The 19,532-nt window shown below is 73.4% G+C and carries 13 protein-coding genes; 3 read left to right on the top strand and 10 right to left on the bottom strand.

Features of this window, described 5'->3' with window-relative positions:
* Positions 1-2 precede the first annotated feature (2 nt).
* Positions 3-737 (bottom strand): 3'-5' exonuclease, encoded by a 735-nt coding sequence (locus tag ACGFYH_RS18355; protein ID WP_393804161.1) that lies wholly within the window; start codon positions 735-737, stop codon positions 3-5.
* Positions 738-862: 125 nt separating this feature from the next.
* A complete protein-coding gene (locus tag ACGFYH_RS18350; protein WP_393804160.1) occupies positions 863-2,110 on the bottom strand; it encodes an SAV2148 family HEPN domain-containing protein in 1,248 nt (415 codons plus the stop codon).
* A gap of 365 nt (positions 2,111-2,475) precedes the next feature.
* On the opposite strand from ACGFYH_RS18350, the gene glgX reads away from it, so the two are divergent.
* Both glgX and treY read left to right on the top strand, forming a co-directional pair.
* Positions 2,476-4,593: a glycogen debranching protein GlgX gene (gene glgX, locus ACGFYH_RS18345; protein WP_393804159.1), complete on the top strand. Its 2,118-nt coding sequence runs from the start codon at positions 2,476-2,478 to the stop codon at positions 4,591-4,593.
* Between the two features lie 103 nt (positions 4,594-4,696).
* Positions 4,697-7,165 carry a malto-oligosyltrehalose synthase gene (treY, locus tag ACGFYH_RS18340; RefSeq protein WP_393804158.1) on the top strand — a complete coding sequence of 823 codons (2,469 nt, stop codon included), beginning with the start codon at positions 4,697-4,699 and terminating at the stop codon, positions 7,163-7,165.
* Between the two features lie 155 nt (positions 7,166-7,320).
* On the opposite strand, the gene ACGFYH_RS18335 is transcribed toward treY, so the two are convergent.
* Positions 7,321-8,646, bottom strand: coding sequence for a M14 family zinc carboxypeptidase (locus ACGFYH_RS18335; protein ID WP_393804157.1), 1,326 nt, complete (start codon positions 8,644-8,646; stop codon positions 7,321-7,323).
* A gap of 223 nt (positions 8,647-8,869) precedes the next feature.
* Entirely contained in the window at positions 8,870-9,421 is a 552-nt protein-coding gene (locus ACGFYH_RS18330) for an FHA domain-containing protein (RefSeq protein ID WP_393804156.1), read from the bottom strand.
* A gap of 259 nt (positions 9,422-9,680) precedes the next feature.
* Here ACGFYH_RS18330 and treZ point away from each other — a divergent pair, with 259 nt between their 5' ends.
* Entirely contained in the window at positions 9,681-11,426 is a 1,746-nt protein-coding gene (treZ, locus tag ACGFYH_RS18325) for a malto-oligosyltrehalose trehalohydrolase (protein WP_393804155.1), read from the top strand.
* 330 nt (positions 11,427-11,756) lie between these two features.
* Here the strand turns inward: treZ and ACGFYH_RS18320 are convergent, their stop codons facing one another.
* The 6 genes from ACGFYH_RS18320 to ACGFYH_RS18295 all read right to left on the bottom strand — a co-directional run bounded on the left by ACGFYH_RS18320 (position 11,757) and on the right by ACGFYH_RS18295 (position 19,359).
* Positions 11,757-12,689, bottom strand: coding sequence for an aminoglycoside phosphotransferase family protein (locus tag ACGFYH_RS18320; RefSeq protein ID WP_393804154.1), 933 nt, complete (start codon positions 12,687-12,689; stop codon positions 11,757-11,759).
* 55 nt (positions 12,690-12,744) lie between these two features.
* Positions 12,745-13,875: an aminopeptidase P family protein gene (locus ACGFYH_RS18315; protein ID WP_393804153.1), complete on the bottom strand. Its 1,131-nt coding sequence runs from the start codon at positions 13,873-13,875 to the stop codon at positions 12,745-12,747.
* A 329-nt stretch (positions 13,876-14,204) separates the two neighbouring features.
* Positions 14,205-14,810, bottom strand: coding sequence for a PDZ domain-containing protein (locus ACGFYH_RS18310; RefSeq protein ID WP_393804152.1), 606 nt, complete (start codon positions 14,808-14,810; stop codon positions 14,205-14,207).
* 75 nt (positions 14,811-14,885) lie between these two features.
* Positions 14,886-17,093, bottom strand: a complete 2,208-nt coding sequence (gene cyc2 / locus ACGFYH_RS18305; RefSeq protein WP_393804151.1) for a germacradienol/geosmin synthase Cyc2 — start codon at positions 17,091-17,093, stop codon at positions 14,886-14,888.
* Positions 17,094-17,248: 155 nt separating this feature from the next.
* Positions 17,249-18,466, bottom strand: a complete 1,218-nt coding sequence (locus tag ACGFYH_RS18300; protein WP_393804150.1) for a damage-control phosphatase ARMT1 family protein — start codon at positions 18,464-18,466, stop codon at positions 17,249-17,251.
* A 245-nt stretch (positions 18,467-18,711) separates the two neighbouring features.
* Positions 18,712-19,359, bottom strand: coding sequence for a ScbR family autoregulator-binding transcription factor (locus tag ACGFYH_RS18295; RefSeq protein ID WP_393804149.1), 648 nt, complete (start codon positions 19,357-19,359; stop codon positions 18,712-18,714).
* Between the last annotated feature and the right edge of the window lie 173 nt (positions 19,360-19,532).

Genomic DNA, 19,532 nt, shown 5'->3' with positions numbered 1-19,532 from the left:
GGTCAGACCCGCTCGTCGGCCGGGTCCTCGGCCAACTCGCGCACCGGCCAGGTCCCGTCGACGACGGCCGCGGCGTCGCCCTTGCGGCGCAGGAAGCTCTGGAAGTCCGCCGCCCACTCGGCGCACCACTCGATCTGGCGGCGGTGCAGGTCCGCCGCGCCGAGGGCCGCGACCTTGGGGTGGCGGCCGGCTATCGCGCAGGCCAGCCGGGCCGCGGCGAGGGCGTCGGCCGTGGCGTCGTGAGCGGCGTCGAGCGGGACACCGTACTCCCTGCAGACCGCCTCCAGATTGCGTTTGCCCCGGCGGTACCGGTCGACGGAACGGTCGATGGTGTACGGGTCGATGACCGGGGCGGGGTCCAGGCTGCCCAGGCGCTCGCGCAGGGACGGCAGTGAATGGCGCCGCAGTTCGGCGGAGAGCAGGGTGAGGTCGAAGGCCGCGTTGTACGCGACGACCGGGACGCCCGCCTTCCAGTGGTCCGCGAGGACACCGGCGATGGCGTCCACGACCTGGTCGGCGGGGCGGCCTTCACCGGCCGCGCGTTCGTTGCTGATGCCGTGCACCGCGACCGCGTCCGCCGGGATCTCCACGCCCGGGTCGGCCAGCCACTCCCGGCGTCCTCGCGGCTCCCCGCCCACGACCTCGATCACGGCCCCCGTGACGATGCGCGCCTCGCGCGGATCGGTGCCCGTCGTCTCCAGGTCGAAGCCGATCAGCAGCTCCCGGTGCCAGCCCATGGGCGGTCCCCCTTCTTGGTGGTGCGTTCCCCCAGTGGTCTCCACCCTCCCACGGGCCACTGACAATCAGAGGATCGCATTCCGCTTGGGCCCGGGCCCGGCCCGGGTGGAAGCCGGGCCGGCGTTCACGACACCGGCCGCGAATCCGCCCACATCAGCTCGAACTCCTCACGGTAGGTGGGGAAAAGTCCGCCTTCTTCGAGCTGGCCCGATTTCACGACCTTGCCGCCGTTGCGCCCGTTGCGCAGGACGAGGACCGGGGCCTCCATCCCGCGCGTGCGGCGTAGGTAGGACTGCACGACCGCGATGCCGTCGGCGCCGTCCCCGTCGACGAGGTAGGCCGTGAAGCGGGGCGTCTCGTCGAAAACCTGGATCTCGAAGGCGCCCGGGTCCCGCAGCCGGGCGCGCACCCGGCGCATGTGCAGGATGTTCATCTCCACCGCGCGGCTCAGCTCGCCCCGCTTGATGCCCAGTTCACGCTCCCGGCGCTTGATCGCGCTGGACGCCGGGTTCAGGAAGAGCAGCCGGACCCGGCCGCCCGCCTCGGCCATCCGCAGCAGGCGGCGGCCGGAGAAGTTCTGCACGAGCAGGTTGAGGCCGATACCGAGGGCGTCCACCCGGCGGGCGCTGCCGAACAGGTCCTCGGCAGGGAACTGGCGCAGCAGCCGCACCCGGTCCGAGTGCACGGCGACCACGTCGGCGTAGCGGTCGCCGACCAGGTCCTCCACCGCGTCGACCGGCAGCCGGCGGGCGGACGGCACGTCGCCGCCCGTGCCGAGGACCTCCAGCAGTCGCGCCGACGCCCGTTCGGCCTGGCTGAGGACCGCCTCGGACAGGGCCCGGTTGCGGGAGACGACGTTGCGGGTGACCTCCAGCTCGTCCAGGGCCAGTTCGACGTCGCGTCGCTCGTCCACGTAGGGCTCGAAGCAGGGCCAGTGCTGCACCATCAGCTCGCGCAGCTGCGGCAGGGTGAGGAAGCTGAGGACGTTGTCGTCGGCCGGGTCGAGCAGGTAGCCCTTGCGGCGGCTGACCTCGCGGACCGCGACGGCGCGCTGCACCCACTCCTGACCGGCGGGTCCGGCGGCGGCGACCACCCAGTCGTCGCCGTGGACGGGCTCGTAGACCGGTCTGAGCACAGCCGCCACGACGGCACGCAGCCGCTGTTCGACGAGGTTCAGCCAGATGTAGGCCCGGCCCGCCCGCTGCGCGCGCGTGCGCACCTCGTGCCAGGCCCCGGCGTCCCAGTCCAGCTCCGGACCGATCGCGCCCGCGTTCATCGGCCGCGCCAGGGACACCGCACCGGGCGGGACGTCCGCGGAGTTCCCCTGGTGACCGTCGTCACCAGGAGGCAGCTCCAGCCCTCCCGAGCCCACCCGAGTACCGCCTTCCGCTCCCCCGGTCACTGCCGGGGACACCCCGTCCCAACGATCAAGGAAGGGTACTCCGCAAGCGGTCCGCGATGCAGCCCGATGGACGGGCCGGTTTTGCCAACATCGCTGTGCCGCAAGCGTGTTGCCGCCGCCCTGACACCTGGGAGTGAGCGGATTCATAGCGGTGACGTGGCCGGGTCCGGGAAAGCCTCTCCCGTGCCTCCTTCCCGGTACGGCCGGAGCAGAACGCCGAAGGGTGGGTAGGAGGACGTACGTGCCAGGTGGTCGCCTCACTTTCGGGGAGACTTCCAGGAGACTCGGAGCCAAGGCGTCCGCACCGGCGCCCCACACCTGAAAGAGTCGTGTTCATGCAGGTCTGGCCTGGAGAGGCGTATCCACTGGGTGCCACGTACGACGGCGCCGGCACCAACTTCGCGGTCTTCACGGAGGCCGCCGACCGAGTAGAGCTGTGTCTGTTGCACGACGACGGCTCCGAGACCGCGATCGAGCTGCGGGAGAGCGACGCGTTCGTACGGCACGCCTACGTGCCGGGCGTGATGCCGGGGCAGCGGTACGGGTATCGCGTGCACGGCCCGTACGCCCCGGAGCGCGGGCTGCGCTGCAACAGCGCCAAGCTGCTCCTAGATCCGTACGCGCGTGCGATCAGCGGGGCGGTCCAGTGGGGCGAGGAGGTGTACGGCTACCACTTCGGCGAACCCGAACGGCGCAACGACCTCGACTCGGCGCCGCACACGATGACGTCGGTCGTGGTCAACCCCTACTTCGACTGGGGCGACGACCGCAGTCCCCGGACGGAGTACCACCACACGGTGATCTACGAGGCCCACGTGAAGGGCCTGACCATGCGGCACCCGGGCCTGCCCGAGGAGCTGCGGGGCACCTACGCGGCCCTCGCGCACCCGGCGCTCATCGAGCATCTCACGGGGCTGGGGGTGACCGCGCTGGAGCTGATGCCGGTCCATCAGTTCGTCAACGACCACCGGCTGGTGGACATGGGCCTCAACAACTACTGGGGCTACAACACGGTCGGCTTCTTCGCCCCGCACAACGCGTACGCCTCCTGGGGCGACCGCGGCCAGCAGGTGCTGGAGTTCAAGTCGGCCGTCAAGGCGCTGCACGAGGCGGGGATCGAGGTGATCCTGGACGTGGTCTACAACCACACGGCCGAGGGCAACCACCTGGGCCCGACCCTGTCCTTCAAGGGTCTCGACAACCCCTCGTACTACCGGCTGACCGACGACCCCCGCTACTACATGGACACCACGGGGACCGGGAACTCGCTGCTCATGCGGTCCCCGCACGTACTCCAGATGATCATGGACTCGCTGCGGTACTGGGTCACCGAGATGCACGTGGACGGATTCCGCTTCGACCTCGCGGCCACCCTGGCCCGGCAGTTCCACGAGGTGGACCGGCTGTCGTCGTTCTTCGACCTGGTGCAGCAGGACCCCGTGGTGTCGCAGGTGAAGCTGATCGCCGAGCCCTGGGACGTCGGCGAGGGCGGCTACCAGGTGGGCAACTTCCCGCCGCTGTGGACCGAGTGGAACGGCAAGTACCGGGACACGGTGCGGGACCTGTGGCGCGGCGAGCCGCGCACGCTGGCGGAGTTCGCGTCCCGGCTGACCGGCTCCTCCGACCTCTACCAGGACGACGGGCGCCGCCCGCTCGCCTCGATCAACTTCGTGACCTGCCACGACGGCTTCACCCTGCACGACATGGTGGCGTACAACGACAAGCACAACCAGGCCAACGGCGAGGACAACCGGGACGGGGAGAGCCACAACCGCTCCTGGAACTGCGGTGTCGAGGGCGACACCGACGACCCGGCGGTGCTGGAGCTGCGGGCGCGTCAGATGCGGAACTTCATCGCCACCCTGCTGCTCTCCCAGGGCGTTCCGATGATCAGCCACGGCGACGAGTTCGCCCGCACCCAGCGGGGCAACAACAACGCCTACTGCCAGGACAACGAGCTGGCGTGGGTGGCGTGGCCCGACGGCGAGGACGTCCCCTCCGGGCTGCTGGAGTTCACCCGCGCGATGGTGTGGCTGCGCAAGGACCACCCGGTCCTGCGCAGGCGCCGCTTCTTCCACGGGCGCCCCGTGCAGGGCACGCACGACGAGCTCTCGGACATCGCCTGGTTCACCCCGGAGGGCGCGGAGATGACCCGGCGGGACTGGAACTCGGCGCGGGCTTCGGCGCTCACGGTGTTCCTGAACGGCAACGCGATCTCCGAGCCCGGCACCCGCGGGGAGCGCATCGCCGACGACTCGTTCCTGCTGATGTTCAACGCCTCGCCGAAGCCGCTGGACTTCGTGGTGCCGATCGACCACGGCCGGCAGTGGGAGGTGGTCGTCGACACCGCCCTGACGGAGGGGGTGCCCGCGGGCACGGGCCCGAAGGTGCAGGCCGGGGACCGGCTGACCCTGGTGGACCGGAGCCTGACGGTGCTGCAGCGGCCCGTGTAGGGCGCGGGGGCGCCTTTCGGGCGCGGTCCTCCGTCACCGGCCTCCTGCACCCGAGCAGGGGGCCGGTGACAGGAAAGGCGGCGGGGCGGGTACGTAGGTTTCCATGACACCTGAGCGACCCGACCCGGTGCCGTCCCCGGCCTCCCCCGCCTCCTCCGGCTCTCTCGCCTCCCCCGGCCCTTCCGTTCCCTCGGCCACCTACCGGCTCCAGCTACAGCCGGCCTTCCCCTTCGGGGCCGCGGCGGCGGCCGTGCCGTACCTGGCCTCTCTCGGTGTGTCGCACCTGCACCTGTCCCCCGTCCTGGAGGCGGTCCCGGGCTCGCGGCACGGCTACGACGTCGTCGACCACGCGCGCGTGCGCGAGGAACTGGGCGGCGAGGAGGGTCTGCGGGCGCTGTCGCGCACCGCGCGGGAGCACGATCTCGGCCTGGTGGTGGACATCGTGCCCAACCACATGGCGATGTCGCCGCGTCACAACCGCGCCCTGTGGGACGTGCTGCGCGAGGGGCCGGAGTCGCCGTACGCGCGGTGGTTCGACATCGACTGGCAGGCGCAGGGCGGTCAGCTGCTGCTGCCGGTGCTGGGTGCCCCGGTCGGAGAGGTGCTGGACGACCTCCGGGTCGACGGCGGCGTGCTGCGCTACCACGAGCACGCCTTCCCGCTGCGGGACGGCACCGCGGGGCTGCCGCTGCCGCGGCTCCTGGACGCTCAGTGGTACCGCCCGGTGTGGTGGCGGCTCGCCCGCACCGAGCTGAACTACCGGCGCTTCTTCAGCATCTCGGAGCTGATCGGCGTACGCGTGGAGGACCCCGGGGTGTTCGAGGCCACGCACGCCACGATCCTGCGGCTGCTGCGCGAGGGCGTGATCGACGGACTGCGCGTCGACCACCCCGACGGTCTCGCCGACCCCGACGCCTACCTCGAACGGCTGCACCGGGCGAGCGGCGGCCGGTGGACGGTGGTGGAGAAGATCCTCGCGGACGGGGAGCGGCTGCCCGCCGCCTGGCCCGTCGCGGGCACGACCGGCTACGACGCACTGCGGCACGTCGACGGGCTGTTCACGGACCCGGCGGGGTACGGACAACTGCTCGACCGCTATCGCGAGTTCGCGCTCCCGCAGGCGGACCGGGGCGGGGACTGGGCGGCGACGGTGCGGCGCGCGGCGTACAAGGTGCTCACGCACGAGCTGGCCACCGAGATGGACCGGCTGACCCGGGTGGCCCACCGCCTGTGCGTCGCCGCGCCGGACCCCGCGCCGCGCGACCGGGCGCCCTGGGCGCTGCGCACGGCGTTGCGGGAGCTGCTGGTCCGGCTGGAGGTGTACCGGCCGTACGCCTCGGTGGACGCGGCGACGGTCGTCACCGAGAAGGCGGCGGCCGAGGCACGGCTCGCCTTCGAGGTCCCCGAGGAGGCCGGCGCGGTGGATGTCGTACGGGACCTGGTGCTGGGGCGGTACGGGGACGGTCCTGGCCAGGTGGAGTTCCGGACGCGGTTCGCCCAGACGGCGTCGGCACTGCGCGCGAAGTCGGTGGAGGACACGGCGTTCTACCGGTACGTGCCGCTGCTGTCGGCGACCGAGGTGGGCGGCGACCCGGGGAGCCCGGCCGTGCCGCCCGAGGAGTTCCACGCCTACTGCGCGCGTGTGCAGCGCGACTGGCCCGCGACGGGCACCGTCGTCTCGACCCACGACACCAAGCGCAGCGCCGACGTGCGCGCCGCACTGGCGGTGCTCACGCAGTGTCCCGCACGGTGGGCGGACGTCCTGACGGAGGTCGCCCGCACGGGCGAGGGCGGGCCGGACGGCCAGGTCGCGTGGGCGGCCTGGCAGACGGTGTTCGGACTGGGCCCGGCGGACCGGGAGCGGGTGCGGGAGGCGCTGCTGAAGCACGTGCGCGAGGCGGGGATGCACACCAGCTGGACGGAGCGGGAACCCTCGTACGAGGAGGCGGTGGCCCGGTTCGTGGCGGCTGGGCCGTGCGGCCCGCCGGGCGAGCGGGTGGCGGCCCTCCGCGACGCCCTGGAGCCGCACATCCGGGCCAACGTCCTCGGCACCGCCCTGACCCACCTGACGATGCCGGGCGTGCCGGACCTCTACCAGGGCACCGAGCACGAGTACCTGGCACTGGTGGACCCGGACAACCGCCGTCCGGTGGACTTCCCCGCCGGCGGGGGCGGGGGCGGGGACTCCGGGGAGAAGACGGCGGTGACCCGGGCGGCGCTGGCGCTGCGGGCGCGGCGGCCCGGTGCCTTCGGCGGCACGGCGACGTACGAGCCGCTGCCGGCCGAGGGCCCGGCGGCGGCCCACTGCGTGGCGTTCGCCCGCTCGGGGGAGGCCGTGACGGCCGTGACCCGGTTGTCACTGCGGCTGGCGGAGGCCGGTGGCTGGCGCGGCACGACGCTGCCGCTGCCGCCGGGCCGGTGGGCCGACGCGCTGGCGCCCGGACGGGAATTCGCGGGGCACGCGCGCGTGGAGGACCTTTTCGCGGACATGCCGGTGGCGCTGCTGGAGCGGGTGGAGGGAACGGAGGGGCCACTGGCAGGAGACGGAGCGAAAGGGGCACAGGAGGCATAGACGGGCGCAGGAGGCAGAGGCGGCGCAGGGAGCGGGGCACGGCGGCCGCCCGTCACCCGTGCGGGTCCCGACGCCACACACCCGCGCGGGTCCCGACCGCCACGCACCCGGTCGGGCCACACGGGCTGGGTCGCCCCGCTCCGGCCGGGGGGAGGTCAGTCCCAGTGCATCGGCACCGCGGCCTGGGGCCCCCGGCCTGACTCCCCCGTGCGGGAGCCGGCGGTGGGGCGCCGCCCGGCCAGTTCGAACGCGGCGAGTACGACCCGTGTCTGGTACTCCACCTGGCGCGCGACCGGTATCCAGCGCGCCGCGCAGCCGTCGCGGTAGTCGGCGCAGCCCTCGTCGACGAGCCGGTCGAGTTCGGGCAGGACGCCCGCCGGATCGCCCCCGGCACGGGTGACCAGCTGGTGAAGGAGCCCTGCGGTGCGCAGGGACAGGCGCCGGCCGGCGAGCCGCAGCGCGACCAGGTGGGAGGTGTTCATCGGCGGCAGTGAGCGGCCGGAGCCGTCGTCGGTGTCGGGATCCCACGCGTCGGCGAGCCGGGGGCAGACCAGCAGGTAGTCGTCGACCGGTGCGAGCAGGTGCGCCGCCTCCGGCACGGCGGCCAGGTGGGGCCGGACGCGGGCGAGGACCCGGTGCAGGCGCCGGGTGTCCTGGCGCAGGGTGCGGCTCACGGTGCGCAGTAGCGCGTCCCGGTCGGCCGGGGACGAGCCGTCCGCCACGGCCGCCACGGCCCACATGGGCGCCTCGACGACCGCGGTGACGGTGCCGTACCGCCGCGGATGGCACCACGTCGAGTCGACGGCGGCCTCGGTGATGGCGGCGGTGAGGTCGCCGCGGCGGGGCGGCGGTATCCGGTAGACGGCGGGTCCGAGGTCGGGCCAGTACAGGGTGTCGTAGGCGCCGAGTTCGCGGGGGACGCCGAGCCGGGCCGCGGTGTGGGCGATGCGCTGGGCGATGCCCGGCAGGTCGTGGGTCAGCTCGACGAAGCCGCCGCCGACGTCCACGCCGTGCAGGGAGCACTGGAGGAAGGGCCGCAGCTCGTCCTGGAGTGCGAGCAGGGTGCGGGTCTCCGGGAGCGTGGCGCGGTCCGGGCCGTCGGGCAGCCACTCGGGCTGCTCCAGGAAGCCGGGGCGGAAGAAGTTCCGGGCGTAGCGGCCGAGGGTGTACGGGCCGGTCAGCCAGCCCTCGTTGCGGCGCAGACCGTCGGGGTCGACGCACAGGAGGAGGTTCCAGGTGGCGTCGGCGCCCTCGGTGAGCCGCGGGTCGGCCACGGCCCGCTCGGCCAGCCGGAGGGCGGTGGCGCCGCCCACGGGCTCGTTCGCGTGCGGTCCGGCGACGACGAGGACCTGGCGGCTGCCGTGGCCGACGGAGAGCAGCAGCAGCGGGGTGCCCGCGCGGGAGGCGCCGACGCGGCGCAGCCGGGCGTGTCGGGGATGCCGGGCGACGAGTGCGGCGGCCCGGGCACCCAGCTCGTCCACGGTCGGGTAGCGCAGGAGGGGCGGCAGGGCACACCTCCACAAGCGAGCCGTCGATTCACCTGGTGTGCGCGGTGTACGCACAGTCAGTCACGACTTGGGGGGTACGTCAACACCGTGAGAACAAAGGGATTCGCGCCACCGAAGCGGACGCGACTGCGAGTGAGGTCCAGGCCAGGGGTCTGCCCTGCCCGCCCGGTCCGCTCCCGGAGGGCGGTACGTGGCGTCAGTTCTCGGCCAGGCGGAAGGCCATCCGGCCGAAGCCGATCTGGTCGCCCCCGCGGACGACGGCCGCGCCGATGACCCGCCGCCCGTTGACGGTGGTGCCGTTGGTGGAGCCCAGGTCGCGCAGCACCCACATGCCGCCCTGGCGGCTGAGTTCCGCGTGCACCCGGGAGACCGTCTCGTGGCTCAGCCGCAGCCCGCTCGCCGGGTCGCGTCCTATGCGCAGCGGTTGCCCCTCGCGGGTGCGGGGCAGCAGCAGCTTGGGCAGCCGCTCGGCCCGCCAGGCCCTGCCGAGCCGTACGCCGAACCCGGACACCGCCTCGACGGTGCCGAACACCAGCCGGGACAGCCGGCTCTCGGTGGAAAGGTCGGCGGTGAGCGCCGCCAGCTCCTCCGGGCGGCGGGCGGCGAGCGCCAGCTCCATCCGGCGGACGAACGTGTCGTGCGACAGGCGCCCCACGGCGACGCCGTCCCGGAGCACGTTCAGCGCCTTGTCGCGCTCCGCGTCGGACAACCGCGCGGGATACGTGTTGAACTCGAAGGACGACGTCACGCAGCTGATTGTCGGTCAGCCGGGCCGGAGTGTCCAGGAGAGGGGGAAAGGGCCGTCCCCGCGCGCGGAGCGGACACGACACCCGCCACGAGCGGTGGCAATCACCAGCGGAATGATCCCTTTTGCAGGACCATGGACGGGCTGGGCCTGTCCGGCGGACCGGGTCGCGGAAGGGCGCGGCACCTCCCGGACCCGCGTCCGCGGCACGACCTGCCGGACCGGCTCCGCATCACGGTCAGCAGACGAAGGGGAACCGTCCGTGCAGTTCGAGGTGTGGGCACCGCAGGCCGGCCGGGTGACGTTGCAGTGCGACGGCGCCGTGCGCGCGCTGGAGCGCGATCCGGAACGGCCGGGGTGGTGGTGCGGTGAGGCGGAGGCGCGGGACGGTTCGCGGTACGGCTTCGCGGTGGACGACGGCCCGGTACTGCCGGACCCGCGCTCGTGCCGCCAGCCGGACGGACCGGACGGGCTCAGCGCGGTCGTCGACCACGGACGGTACGCGTGGCGTGCGAGGTGGGCCGGGCGTCCGCTGCCCGGCGGGGTCCTGTACGAGCTGCACGTGGGGACGTACACCCCCGAGGGCACCCTCGACGCCGCCGCCGGCCGGCTCGAGCACCTGGTGGACCTGGGTGTCACCCACGTCGAGTTGATGCCGCTGTGCCCCTTCCCGGGCCGGCACGGCTGGGGATACGAGGGCGTCTCGCTGTGGGCGGTGCACGAGCCGTACGGCGGGCCCGAGGCACTGAAGCGGTTCGTCGACCGGGCCCACGGCCTCGGCCTGGCCGTGGTCCTGGACGTGGTGCACAATCACCTGGGCCCGTCCGGCAACTACCTGCCCGCCTTCGGGCCGTACTTCACCGACACGCACCACACGCCCTGGGGTGTCGCCGTGAACCTGGACGCGCCCGGCTCGGACGAGGTGCGGGCGTATCTGGTCGACAGCGCGCTGGCCTGGCTGCGGGACTACCGGGTCGACGGACTGCGCCTGGACGCGGTGCACGCCCTGGCCGACACGCGCGCGTGCCACTTCCTGGAGCAGTTGTCGACCGCCGTGGACGAGCTCGCCGCCGACCTGGACCGGCCGCTCTTCCTGATCGCCGAGTCCGACCTGAACGACCCGCGGATCATCACCCCGCGCGAGGAAGGCGGCCTGGGGGTGCACGCGCAGTGGAACGACGACTTCCACCACGCCCTGCACACCGCGCTGACCGGGGAGTCGCAGGGCTACTACGCCGACTTCGCGCGCGATCCGCTGGCGGCGCTCGCCAAGACCCTGACCCGGGGCTACTTCCACGACGGCGCCTACTCCACCTTCCGGGGCCGCTCGCACGGCCGTGCGCTGGACCGAGGCAGGGTGGCCGCGCACCGGCTGACCGGCTACAGCCAGACCCACGACCAGGTCGGCAACCGCGCCCGGGGAGACCGCCTGGCGTCCCTGCTCTCCCCCGGCCTCGCCGCCTGCGCGGCCACGCTGACGCTGACCGCGCCGTTCACACCGATGCTGTTCATGGGCGAGGAGTGGGCGGCCGGTACGCCGTGGCAGTTCTTCACCGACCACACGGACCCGCAGCTGGCGGAGGCGGTACGGCGCGGCAGACGGCGGGAGTTCGCCGCGCACGGCTGGCGGGAGGAGGACGTGCCCGACCCGCAGGACCCGGCGACGCGCGAGCGCTCCTGCCTCGACTGGTCGGAGCCCGCCCGCGAGCCGCACGCGCGCGTGCTGGACTGGTACCGGCGGCTGATCGCCCTGCGCCGCGAGCAGCCGGACCTGACCGACCCCGACCTGGCCGACACCAGGGTGGCGTACGACGGCGCGGCGCGCTGGCTGGCCTTCCGGCGCGGCGACATCCGGGTGGCCGTCAACCTGGGCACCGGTCCGGCGGCGATCCCGCTGGGCAGCCGGCCCGCGCGTGTGCTCGCGGCCTGGGAACCGGTGGAGGGCCCGGGCCCGGACGGCCTGCTGCGCGTGCCGGGCGAGTCGAGCGTGGTGCTGGTACAGGACTGAGGCCCGGGCCGGTCCGCGCGGGTGCGCCGCGGGAGGGGGCCCGCGCGCGGATGCCGCGGGAGTGCGGCGGGCCCGCGCACGGCCCGTGCGGGAACAGGTCCGCACGCCGGTACCGCGCGCGAGCGTGGGCCGACCCGCCCGCACGCGGACTCCGCGCGGGGGCGGCCCGCGGTGCTCGCGCGGGAGCACCGCGGGTCCGCGCGGGGGAGCTAGTCCTGTCGTCGAACTCCCGTCTGTCCTGCGGGCGACGACGCGAGGTTGACGACAGGACCTAGGTGGACTCATGCGCGCATGTCGGTGGGAGCGAGGGACGCTCGGGCGGCCCTGCGTTCAGGTGGTGTCGTCCGGGTCGTCTTCGCGCAGCTCTGTCACCCGTTCCAGGAGGATCGGTTCCCAGGCGCGTCGCAGCCGGGTCCTGAGCAGGGGCAGCGGAGTGCCGGACCGGCCGGTGAGTGCCTCCGCGAGCTGGACGACCGCGTCGCAGCGGGCCAGCCACAGACCGCGCAGGCAGGGCCGGGCACCGTAACCGGCGAGGGTGGCGGCGCGGACCGCGGCCGGTGAGCCGACGGAGAGTGCGAGCCCGGCGATGTCCTCCGCCGGGTCGCCGAGGACCGCGTCGCTCCAGCCGAGGACGCCGCGCACCCGGCCGTCGGCGCTGACCACGAGGCGCCCGCCGGTCAGGCCGTGGTGGACGAGGACCGCCGCGCCCGGCTGTGCGCCGAGCTGGGCCGTCGCCTCCCGGGTGAGCCGCTCCGGCCGGGCGGTGTCGAACTCGTCGGCGTCGGCGAGGAGGCGGGCGGCACTCTCGGCGGCCTGCCGCAGGGTCTCCAGGGAGCGCGGGGCCGCCCGCGGCACACCGAGCGTCTCGGCCTGCCGGACCGGTACCTCGCGCACTCCGGTGAGCAGCGCCGCGAGATCCGCCTCGCCCAGGGCGGACACGTCGTGGTCCTCACCCGACCCGCCGGCCATCCTGGCATCCAGCGTGTAGACGAGGTCCGGTGCCCACTCGCCGTACGCGACAGACGTCGGCACCGCGACGGAGACGTAGAGGCGGACCAGTTCACGCAAACGCAGTTCGCGGCGCCGTCGCGCCGAGGTCTCGCGGTCGGGGGCCAGCCGCAGCACGTGCCGGCTGCCGACCCACCACGTGTCGGGTTCGACGCCCTCGGCGACCGGCCGGACGTCGGGTTCGGTGCTCCCGCCCAGCAGGGAGCGGACCAGTCGGCGGACGGTGTCCGCGGTGGGTGCCGGTGCCTGTGTCATGTCGCGCCGCCGTCTTCCGGGTCTGCCGGGTCTGCCGGGGTCCGTCCGTGACCGGTCACTCGACTACGACCATCTCCCGGGTGGTGTCGTTGAACCGTCGGCCGCCGTGCTCGGTGACGGTGACGATGTCCTCGATGCGTACCCCGAACCGGCCGGGCAGATAGACGCCCGGCTCGACGGAGAAGCACATGCCGGGGACGAGTGGCTGCTCCTCCCCCTCGATCATGTACGGCGGCTCGTGCGTCGTGACGCCGATACCGTGTCCGGTGCGGTGGATGAAGTACTCGCCGTACCCCGCGTCGGCGATGACCGCGCGGGCGGCCCGGTCGACGTCCTGGCAGGCGGCGCCGGGCCGCACCGCCCGGAAGCCGGCCTCCTGCGCCTCGCGGACCAGGTCGTGCACCCGGCGCTCCTCGTCGGTGGGTTCGCCCACGTGGACGGTGCGGGAGGTGTCGGAGCCGTAGCCGTCCTTCAGGCCGCCGAAGTCGAGGACGATCATGTCGCCGTCCTCGATGACGCGGTCTCCCACCTCGTGGTGCGGATTGGCGCCGTTGGGTCCTGAGGCGACGATGGTGAAGTCGACCCGCGAGTGGCCGAACCGCCGCAGCAGACCGGCGAGGTCGGCGGCCACGTCGGACTCGCGGCGTCCGCCGAAGCGGACCGCGCGGATCTCCTCGAAGGCCGCGTCCGCGGCCGCGCCCGCCGCCGCCAGCAGGTCCAGCTCCGCCGCGTCCTTGACGGCCCGGAGCATGGGCAGCGCCTGGGTGAGGGAGGCGTAGGAGGTGTCGGGCAGCGCCCGCTGGAGAGCCAGGAGGTGCATGGCCCAGGCGTTGTCGCTGATGCCGAACCGTCCTGATCCGCCGAGGAGCGCGGCGGTGGCCGCGTAGGGGTCCTTGCCGTCGGTCCAGTCGCGCAGGGTCAGGGCGGGCGCGCCGGCCGCCTGCGCGGCGTCGGGGGCCTCGAGCGTCGGGACGACGAGCACGGGGTCACGGTCCGGGGCGAGGACGAGCAGGGTGAGCCGTTCGGTGTCCGCCGTGGGCGCGTAGCCGGTGAGCCACACCAGGTCGGGGCCCGGGGCCACCAGCAGCCCGGCCAGCCCGGCGTCGGCAGCCGCACGCGCGGCGCGCTCCATACGGGCCCGGTAGTCGTCGGCGGTGAAGGAAGCGGCGGGCCTGCCGGCGGTCATCCGGGCCTCCCGGGGCGAAAGAGTGAAGGGACCACGGGCAGCATCCTGCCCTCAGGACGGGGTCGACGCGAGCCGATTGCCATTGCTCGGCCCTCCCGGCTCTTGGTCCGATGCGGTCTGAGCATGAGCGACGTGGGGGTGTCGCGGTCCGGGCGCCCGGAGGAGGCCGACACCGTGCTCGTACTCGCGCACACGGTCGGGCCCGGTTGACGTGGATCCTGCGCCTCTGCCCTGGGAGGGCGATCGGATCGCGGACCTGGACGCGCCGGTCGGGCCGGCCTGCCACGTACTGGACGACGACGGACGGCTCACGAGCCACTTCCGCGCCGTCACGTGACGACGCCCGGTACGGCCGTCAGCTGCTGGTAGCCGCCGCTGTCGTGCCGCACGGTGAGCTTGACCTGCTTGCCCGGCCTGGCGCGGGACACGGCGCGTGCGAGGTCGGCGGCCGAGTCGACGCGGGTCGTGCCGAACGCCAGCAGTACATCGCCCCGCACCAGGCCCGCCGCGTATCCGGGCCCCGGCACATGGACGCCCACGACCAGGGCGCCGGGCTTCCCGTCGTCCACGGCCTCCACGCCGAGGGTCGCTCCGGGCGGCGCCGGGGAGGGGGGCGGGGCCGACGGGTGCGCCGGAGCGGCCCGGGTGCCCGGCTGCGCCTCCGCTGCCCCGCTCCCTCCCGGGCCCCCGGCCGACGCCCCTGCCCGCCGTTGCAGTTCGGCGAGTTGGCTCATGCCGATCATCGTGGCACCCACCGTGCCGAGTCCCACGCCCGCGAGGAGCAGGACGGCCGCGGCGAGCACGCCGAGCAGTACGGTGGTGAGCCGTCGGCGGCGGCGGCGGCCGGTGTGCGGACGCCGGGCCGTGTCGGGAGCGGTGCCGGGGCCCGGTTCGCGGCCGGGCATCGGCTTGGGACGCAACGCTGTCTGTTCCATGGATCGCCTCCGGCAGATGCTCTACCCGGCGCACCGACGCGTGACGAGCCACGAAAGAGTGAGACTGAAGGACGGTCAGGGCGTCGGCACGGGGCTGCTCCTGCGGGAGGGCACGGGCACGGACATGGCGCTGAGGGGCGCCGCCGGGATCCGGTCCGGGAGGAAGCCGTGGGTACGGCCCGCCAGGTACTCGGCCTTGTAGCGCGGGACGTTCCGGTGCCAGTTGAGGATGCCGGCCATCCAGTTCTGCAGGTCGGTGACATAGCCCCGCATGATGCTCCGCGCCTCCTCGGACAGCTGGAAGTCGTCGTAGACGACGGGGAGTTCGTGCGCGACGACATGCTCGAACTGGCGCATGCGCTGGTTCATCAGGTCCTGGACGACGCGGAGGGCGGCCGGGTAGCCGACACCGAAGAAGTTCTGCACGACGAGGATCGCGTTGTGGATCTCGCCCTCGTACTCGATCTCCTTCTGGTACGAGAAGACGTCGTTGAGCAGGCACGCGTAGTCGATCGCCGCGTTCTCAAGGGACCGGACGGGACCACTGCGGTAGACCTCGGGCGGCACGGCCGGGCCGTGTCCGGCACGGCACAGGCCGAGGGTCAGGTCGGAGCCGAAGGTGGCCCGGCGCATCTCCAGGTAGTCCACCGGGTCGGGGACGCGGTTCTGGATCTGGTTGGACAGCTCCCACACCCAGGCCTCGGTCATCGTGTCGACGGCCGTCCTCAGCGGACGCCGCTCCCCGGGCGTCATGCCGGCCGTCGTACGCGCCCACAGATCGATCAGGGAGCGTTCCATCGCGTTGGCGGGCGGCGGGACCGGCTCGCCGTCGAGCGGCATGCAGGCCGACAGACGGGCGGTGGTCAGCCGGGCGGCGGCGAGGTCTCGGCGATGGCCGTAGACGAGGGGGTAGTAGTCGTCGCCGTACGTACCGAAGGCCAGCCAGTCGGAGGCGAGGTCGAGCTGCTCCTGGGTGGCGTCCGGGTCGAGGCCCGCGGCGCACAGGGGGAGGTCGCAGCTCGCGAGCTTGTCCTCGTCCCAGACGCCCTCGCCGAGGAAGCCCATCCGCCGCGACCACTCGAGCAGGTGCCGCCGGGAGCCCTCCAGGGCGGGGCTCAGCTCCAGCGGGTAGGGCATGTGGATGTCGGGGATGACGGAGGGGCCGACCTTCTGGAAGGGCACGTAGGTGTAGGGGCGGGCCCGCTCGGCGGCCGCCGCGGCGAGGAGCGCGCCGACGTCGGCGGCGGAGGTGCCGGGCCCGGTGAGCGTCTGCCAGCCCCCCGCCGGACGCTCGCCCTTGTTCATGTACCGGCTGGAGCGCATGTGCCATTCGTGGCCGCCGGACTGCCAGTCCTGCAGGCCCTTGGTGTAAGCGCCGACGGCGGCGACCTCCGGCGGGGTCAGACCGTTCTCCAGGACCGCGGCGGGCACCTCGGTGAACGCGGTGTGCTCGAACTGGTGCAGTCGGGAGGTGAGAACGTCGTTGACCAGCTCGGCGGCCTCCTGGGTGGTGCAGCCGAAGAAGGTCTCCAGGACCAGCACCCCGTTGCTCAGCTCGCCCTCGTCCTCGACCTCCCGCTGGTAGGAGAAGAGGTCGTTGCGCAGGTGCACAGCGTCGGAGAACGTCTCCATCAGCACCCGCAGCGGCCTGGACCCGGCGACGGCGGCGGGCACCTCGGCGGTCGCGTACTCCACGAGCCCGGCCGACCAGGGGGCGCCGCCGACCTTGCGGCGCATCTCGATGTACTCGACGGGGTTGGAGACCCGCCCCTCGTTGATGTTGGACAGCTCCCACAGGGACTCGTTGAGCAGGTGCTCGGTGGCGACGGCGAAGCGGCGGCGCCAGTCGGCCGACATCGCGGGCACGGTGCGGGCCCACAGGTCGGCGAGGCCGGCCTCGACCGGATTCTCCGGCTCGGGCGTCCCGGTGGCGAGGTCGAGCGGCATGAACAGGGGGAGCCGGTCGAGGTGTGCCTTGCCGGCGACGCGGTCCTGGCTGCGTTTGTACTTCTCCAGGAAGTGGTCGTCGAAGAAGAAGACCCACACGTACCAGTCGGTGATGAGGGAGAGCGCCGGCCCGTCGCAGTCGGGGTGGGTGTAGGCGCAGAGCAGGCCGTAGTCGTGAGCGTCGAGGTCGGACTGCTCCCAGACCCCGGAGCCCTCCAGCATGCCCATCTCGCGCGCCCACGTCGTCGAGTGGGCGCGCGCCTCGTCGAGATGCGGGTTGAGCCGCGCGGGATGCGGCAGGTAGAAGTGCGGGAGTTCGAAGGGCTGTCGCGTCATGGCCGGGCACTACCCATGGCGCTCCGGGCACATCCACCGGCCGGGACATGATCACACCATCGCGTGAATCAGGGCCGAATCCGGGAAGTCCGGGAACTTTCGGTGACTTCGGTGACTTCGGTGACTTCGGGGGTCCGGCTTCGGAGACTCCGCCCTCAGCGTCCGACCTGGATCAGTGCGTGCGTCCCGCTCGTCCGCCAGCGCTGCTCGCCGCTCGCCACCAGCGCCGCCTCGGTCCGGGCGGTCAGGCCGGTGATCACGTCCGACTTCAGGGTGCGCAGGGCCGCGACGGGGCCGGGGAAGTACGCGGTCACGTCGGCGAAGGAGGTGGTCGGCGGCCACCACCGGTCGCCCACCAGTCGCCGGTAGTTCAGGTCGCCCTTGAGGACGGTGACGGTGGCCGCGGCGAAGTCCTCGCGCAGGTCGTCGGGCATGTCCGCGTACGGCAGCGGGGCGCAGGAGAAGGGGTGGGCGCGGACGGTGACGCGGCCGTCGGCCAGCGCGGTCCAGAGCCGGTCACCGTGTGCCGCCGCCGCGCCACCCGCGGCCACGAGCCGCCGCAGGGCGTCGAGCACGTCGGTGGGCGTGGCGTCGGAGACGTAGTACGGATACGGCTTGACGTGCAGGATCGCCCGGTCCACGCGGCCCTCGGCGAGGAGGTGCGAGACGAGGAGCAGGTCGGGAACGAGTTCGCGGCCGGCGTTGTCGGCGACGAGGCACAGGGTGGCCGGGCCCGGACCCGCGGTGCCCGTCCCGGGAGGCGGGAGCAGGGACCAGAGGGTGTCGCTGTCGTCGGCGACGAGTGCCTCCACCGCACGCTCGGTGTCGGCGCCCCGGTCGGAGAGGCGGAAGCCGAGGTCGGCGCGGTTGCCCCAGAGCGAACCGTGCAGCAGGGCCCGGTTCCGCTCGTCGGCGGGCAGAGCGGTGAGGCCGTCGAGCGCGGCGAGTTCCTCGTCCGTCTCCGGCGCGTCGAGTTCGGCGAGTTTGGCGGGCCTGAAGGGGTCGACGCCCTGCCAGGTGCCGGGTCCGAAGTAGCCGACGGCGTCCAGGAGCCGGCGGTAGAAGTGGCTCTCGGCCCACAGCCAGGGCACGTCGTACCAGGAGCGGCCGGCGTACGCGTCCATGCCCCAGCCGGCCCAGCGTTCGCGGTCGCGGCCGGTGGGGTCGGCGTCGGCGGGCAACGGCTCGACCACACCGTCGGCGCAGCTCGCGAGCAGCATGTCGAGCGCGTGTCGCCGTTCGGGGTCGTGCGGGAACGCGTCCCGCACCTGCCGGACGATCGCGGGGTGCCGCTCGGCCAGCACGCCGTGCGGGAAGGAGCCGGGCTCGTCGCCGAGGATGACGGGGGCGGGCTCGGGCGGGGTGTCGGGCATGCGCGCCACGGTATCGCGCGGACCGCGTCGGCCCGGCGGGACCGACCGCCCTCCGGCGAGGATCTCCCGGGCGCCCGGCCCTGCCGGACAGCCCCCGAGGCACCACATCGCACCACGTCGGACCACGCGGTGCAGCCCGGTGCAGCACGGGCAGCGCGGTGCAACACGGACCACGCGGTGCAGCACGGACCACGCGGTGCAGCACGGGCAGTGCGGTGCAGCACGGGGGCGCGGTGCAGCACGGGTCAGGCCGTGGCCGTCTCCCGTTCCAGGCGGGCCGCGAGGGTGACGTAGCGGGCGCGTCGGGTCACCGGGACCATGCCCCGGATGAGGATGTGCCACATCTCGGCGAGGCGACGGGGCTGCCGCCCGGCCGGTTCCAGGGTGCCGCTCACGACGCGGGTGCCGACGACGGAGCAGACGAGGGTGTGGGCGACGGAGTCGACGTCGATGTCCGGGTGCACGTCGGACTGCCGGACGGCGTCGAGCAGGCGGGACGTGGCGATCTCCCGCCACTCGGTGAAGGGGTGCGGCAACGGCGGCCGGACCGGCACACCCCCGGTGGCCAGTCGCAGCCCGGCCCGCAGTACCGGACCCTCCTCGCAGAGCCGGGCCATGCCGAACGTGAGGCGCATCAGCGCCTCCAGCGAGGAGTAGCCCCTGTGGTCCAGCTCCCTGGCCAGCCGGCGCGAGGTTCTGGACTGGATCTCCATGATGGCGTGGGCGAGGTCTTCCTTCGCCGCGAAGTGGAAGTACAGGGCGCCCTTGGTGACACCGGCGTGGGCCACGATCTCGCTCAGGCTGGTCGACTCGTAGCCGTACCGGTCGAACAGGTCGGCCGCGGCACCGACGATCGTCGCGCGGGTCTGCTCGGCGCGTAGCTGCCTCGCCATCGGCTGGACTCTCCTGGGCTGGAACTCAACAGACCGTGCCGCCTGTCTTTACCCCCCGTACACGATAACTCACGGGCTAACTCACCGTCAGATGGGCGTCCCTGGAAGCGCCGCGGACCGCTGGGCCGGGCACGCCCTCGGAGCACGGACGCCGCCGGGCATACCGCCCGGCA

This window comes from Streptomyces sp. NPDC048392, assembly GCF_043200575.1.
GTDB lineage: Bacteria > Actinomycetota > Actinomycetes > Streptomycetales > Streptomycetaceae > Streptomyces.
This window is presented reverse-complemented; position numbering and strand designations above follow the sequence as displayed.

What these genes read in the sequence shown, in the direction of transcription:
- ACGFYH_RS18320 (WP_393804154.1), bottom strand. Translation starts at nt 12,689, where the DNA reads ATGACACAGGCACCGGCACCCACCGCGGACACCGTCCGCCGACTGGTC.
- ACGFYH_RS18300 (WP_393804150.1), bottom strand. Translation starts at nt 18,466, where the DNA reads ATGCCCGACACCCCGCCCGAGCCCGCCCCCGTCATCCTCGGCGACGAG.
- ACGFYH_RS18355 (WP_393804161.1), bottom strand. Translation starts at nt 737, where the DNA reads ATGGGCTGGCACCGGGAGCTGCTGATCGGCTTCGACCTGGAGACGACG.
- cyc2 (WP_393804151.1), bottom strand. Translation starts at nt 17,093, where the DNA reads ATGACGCGACAGCCCTTCGAACTCCCGCACTTCTACCTGCCGCATCCC.
- glgX (WP_393804159.1), top strand. Translation starts at nt 2,476, where the DNA reads ATGCAGGTCTGGCCTGGAGAGGCGTATCCACTGGGTGCCACGTACGAC.
- ACGFYH_RS18310 (WP_393804152.1), bottom strand. Translation starts at nt 14,810, where the DNA reads ATGGAACAGACAGCGTTGCGTCCCAAGCCGATGCCCGGCCGCGAACCG.
- treY (WP_393804158.1), top strand. Translation starts at nt 4,697, where the DNA reads ATGACACCTGAGCGACCCGACCCGGTGCCGTCCCCGGCCTCCCCCGCC.
- ACGFYH_RS18295 (WP_393804149.1), bottom strand. Translation starts at nt 19,359, where the DNA reads ATGGCGAGGCAGCTACGCGCCGAGCAGACCCGCGCGACGATCGTCGGT.
- ACGFYH_RS18315 (WP_393804153.1), bottom strand. Translation starts at nt 13,875, where the DNA reads ATGACCGCCGGCAGGCCCGCCGCTTCCTTCACCGCCGACGACTACCGG.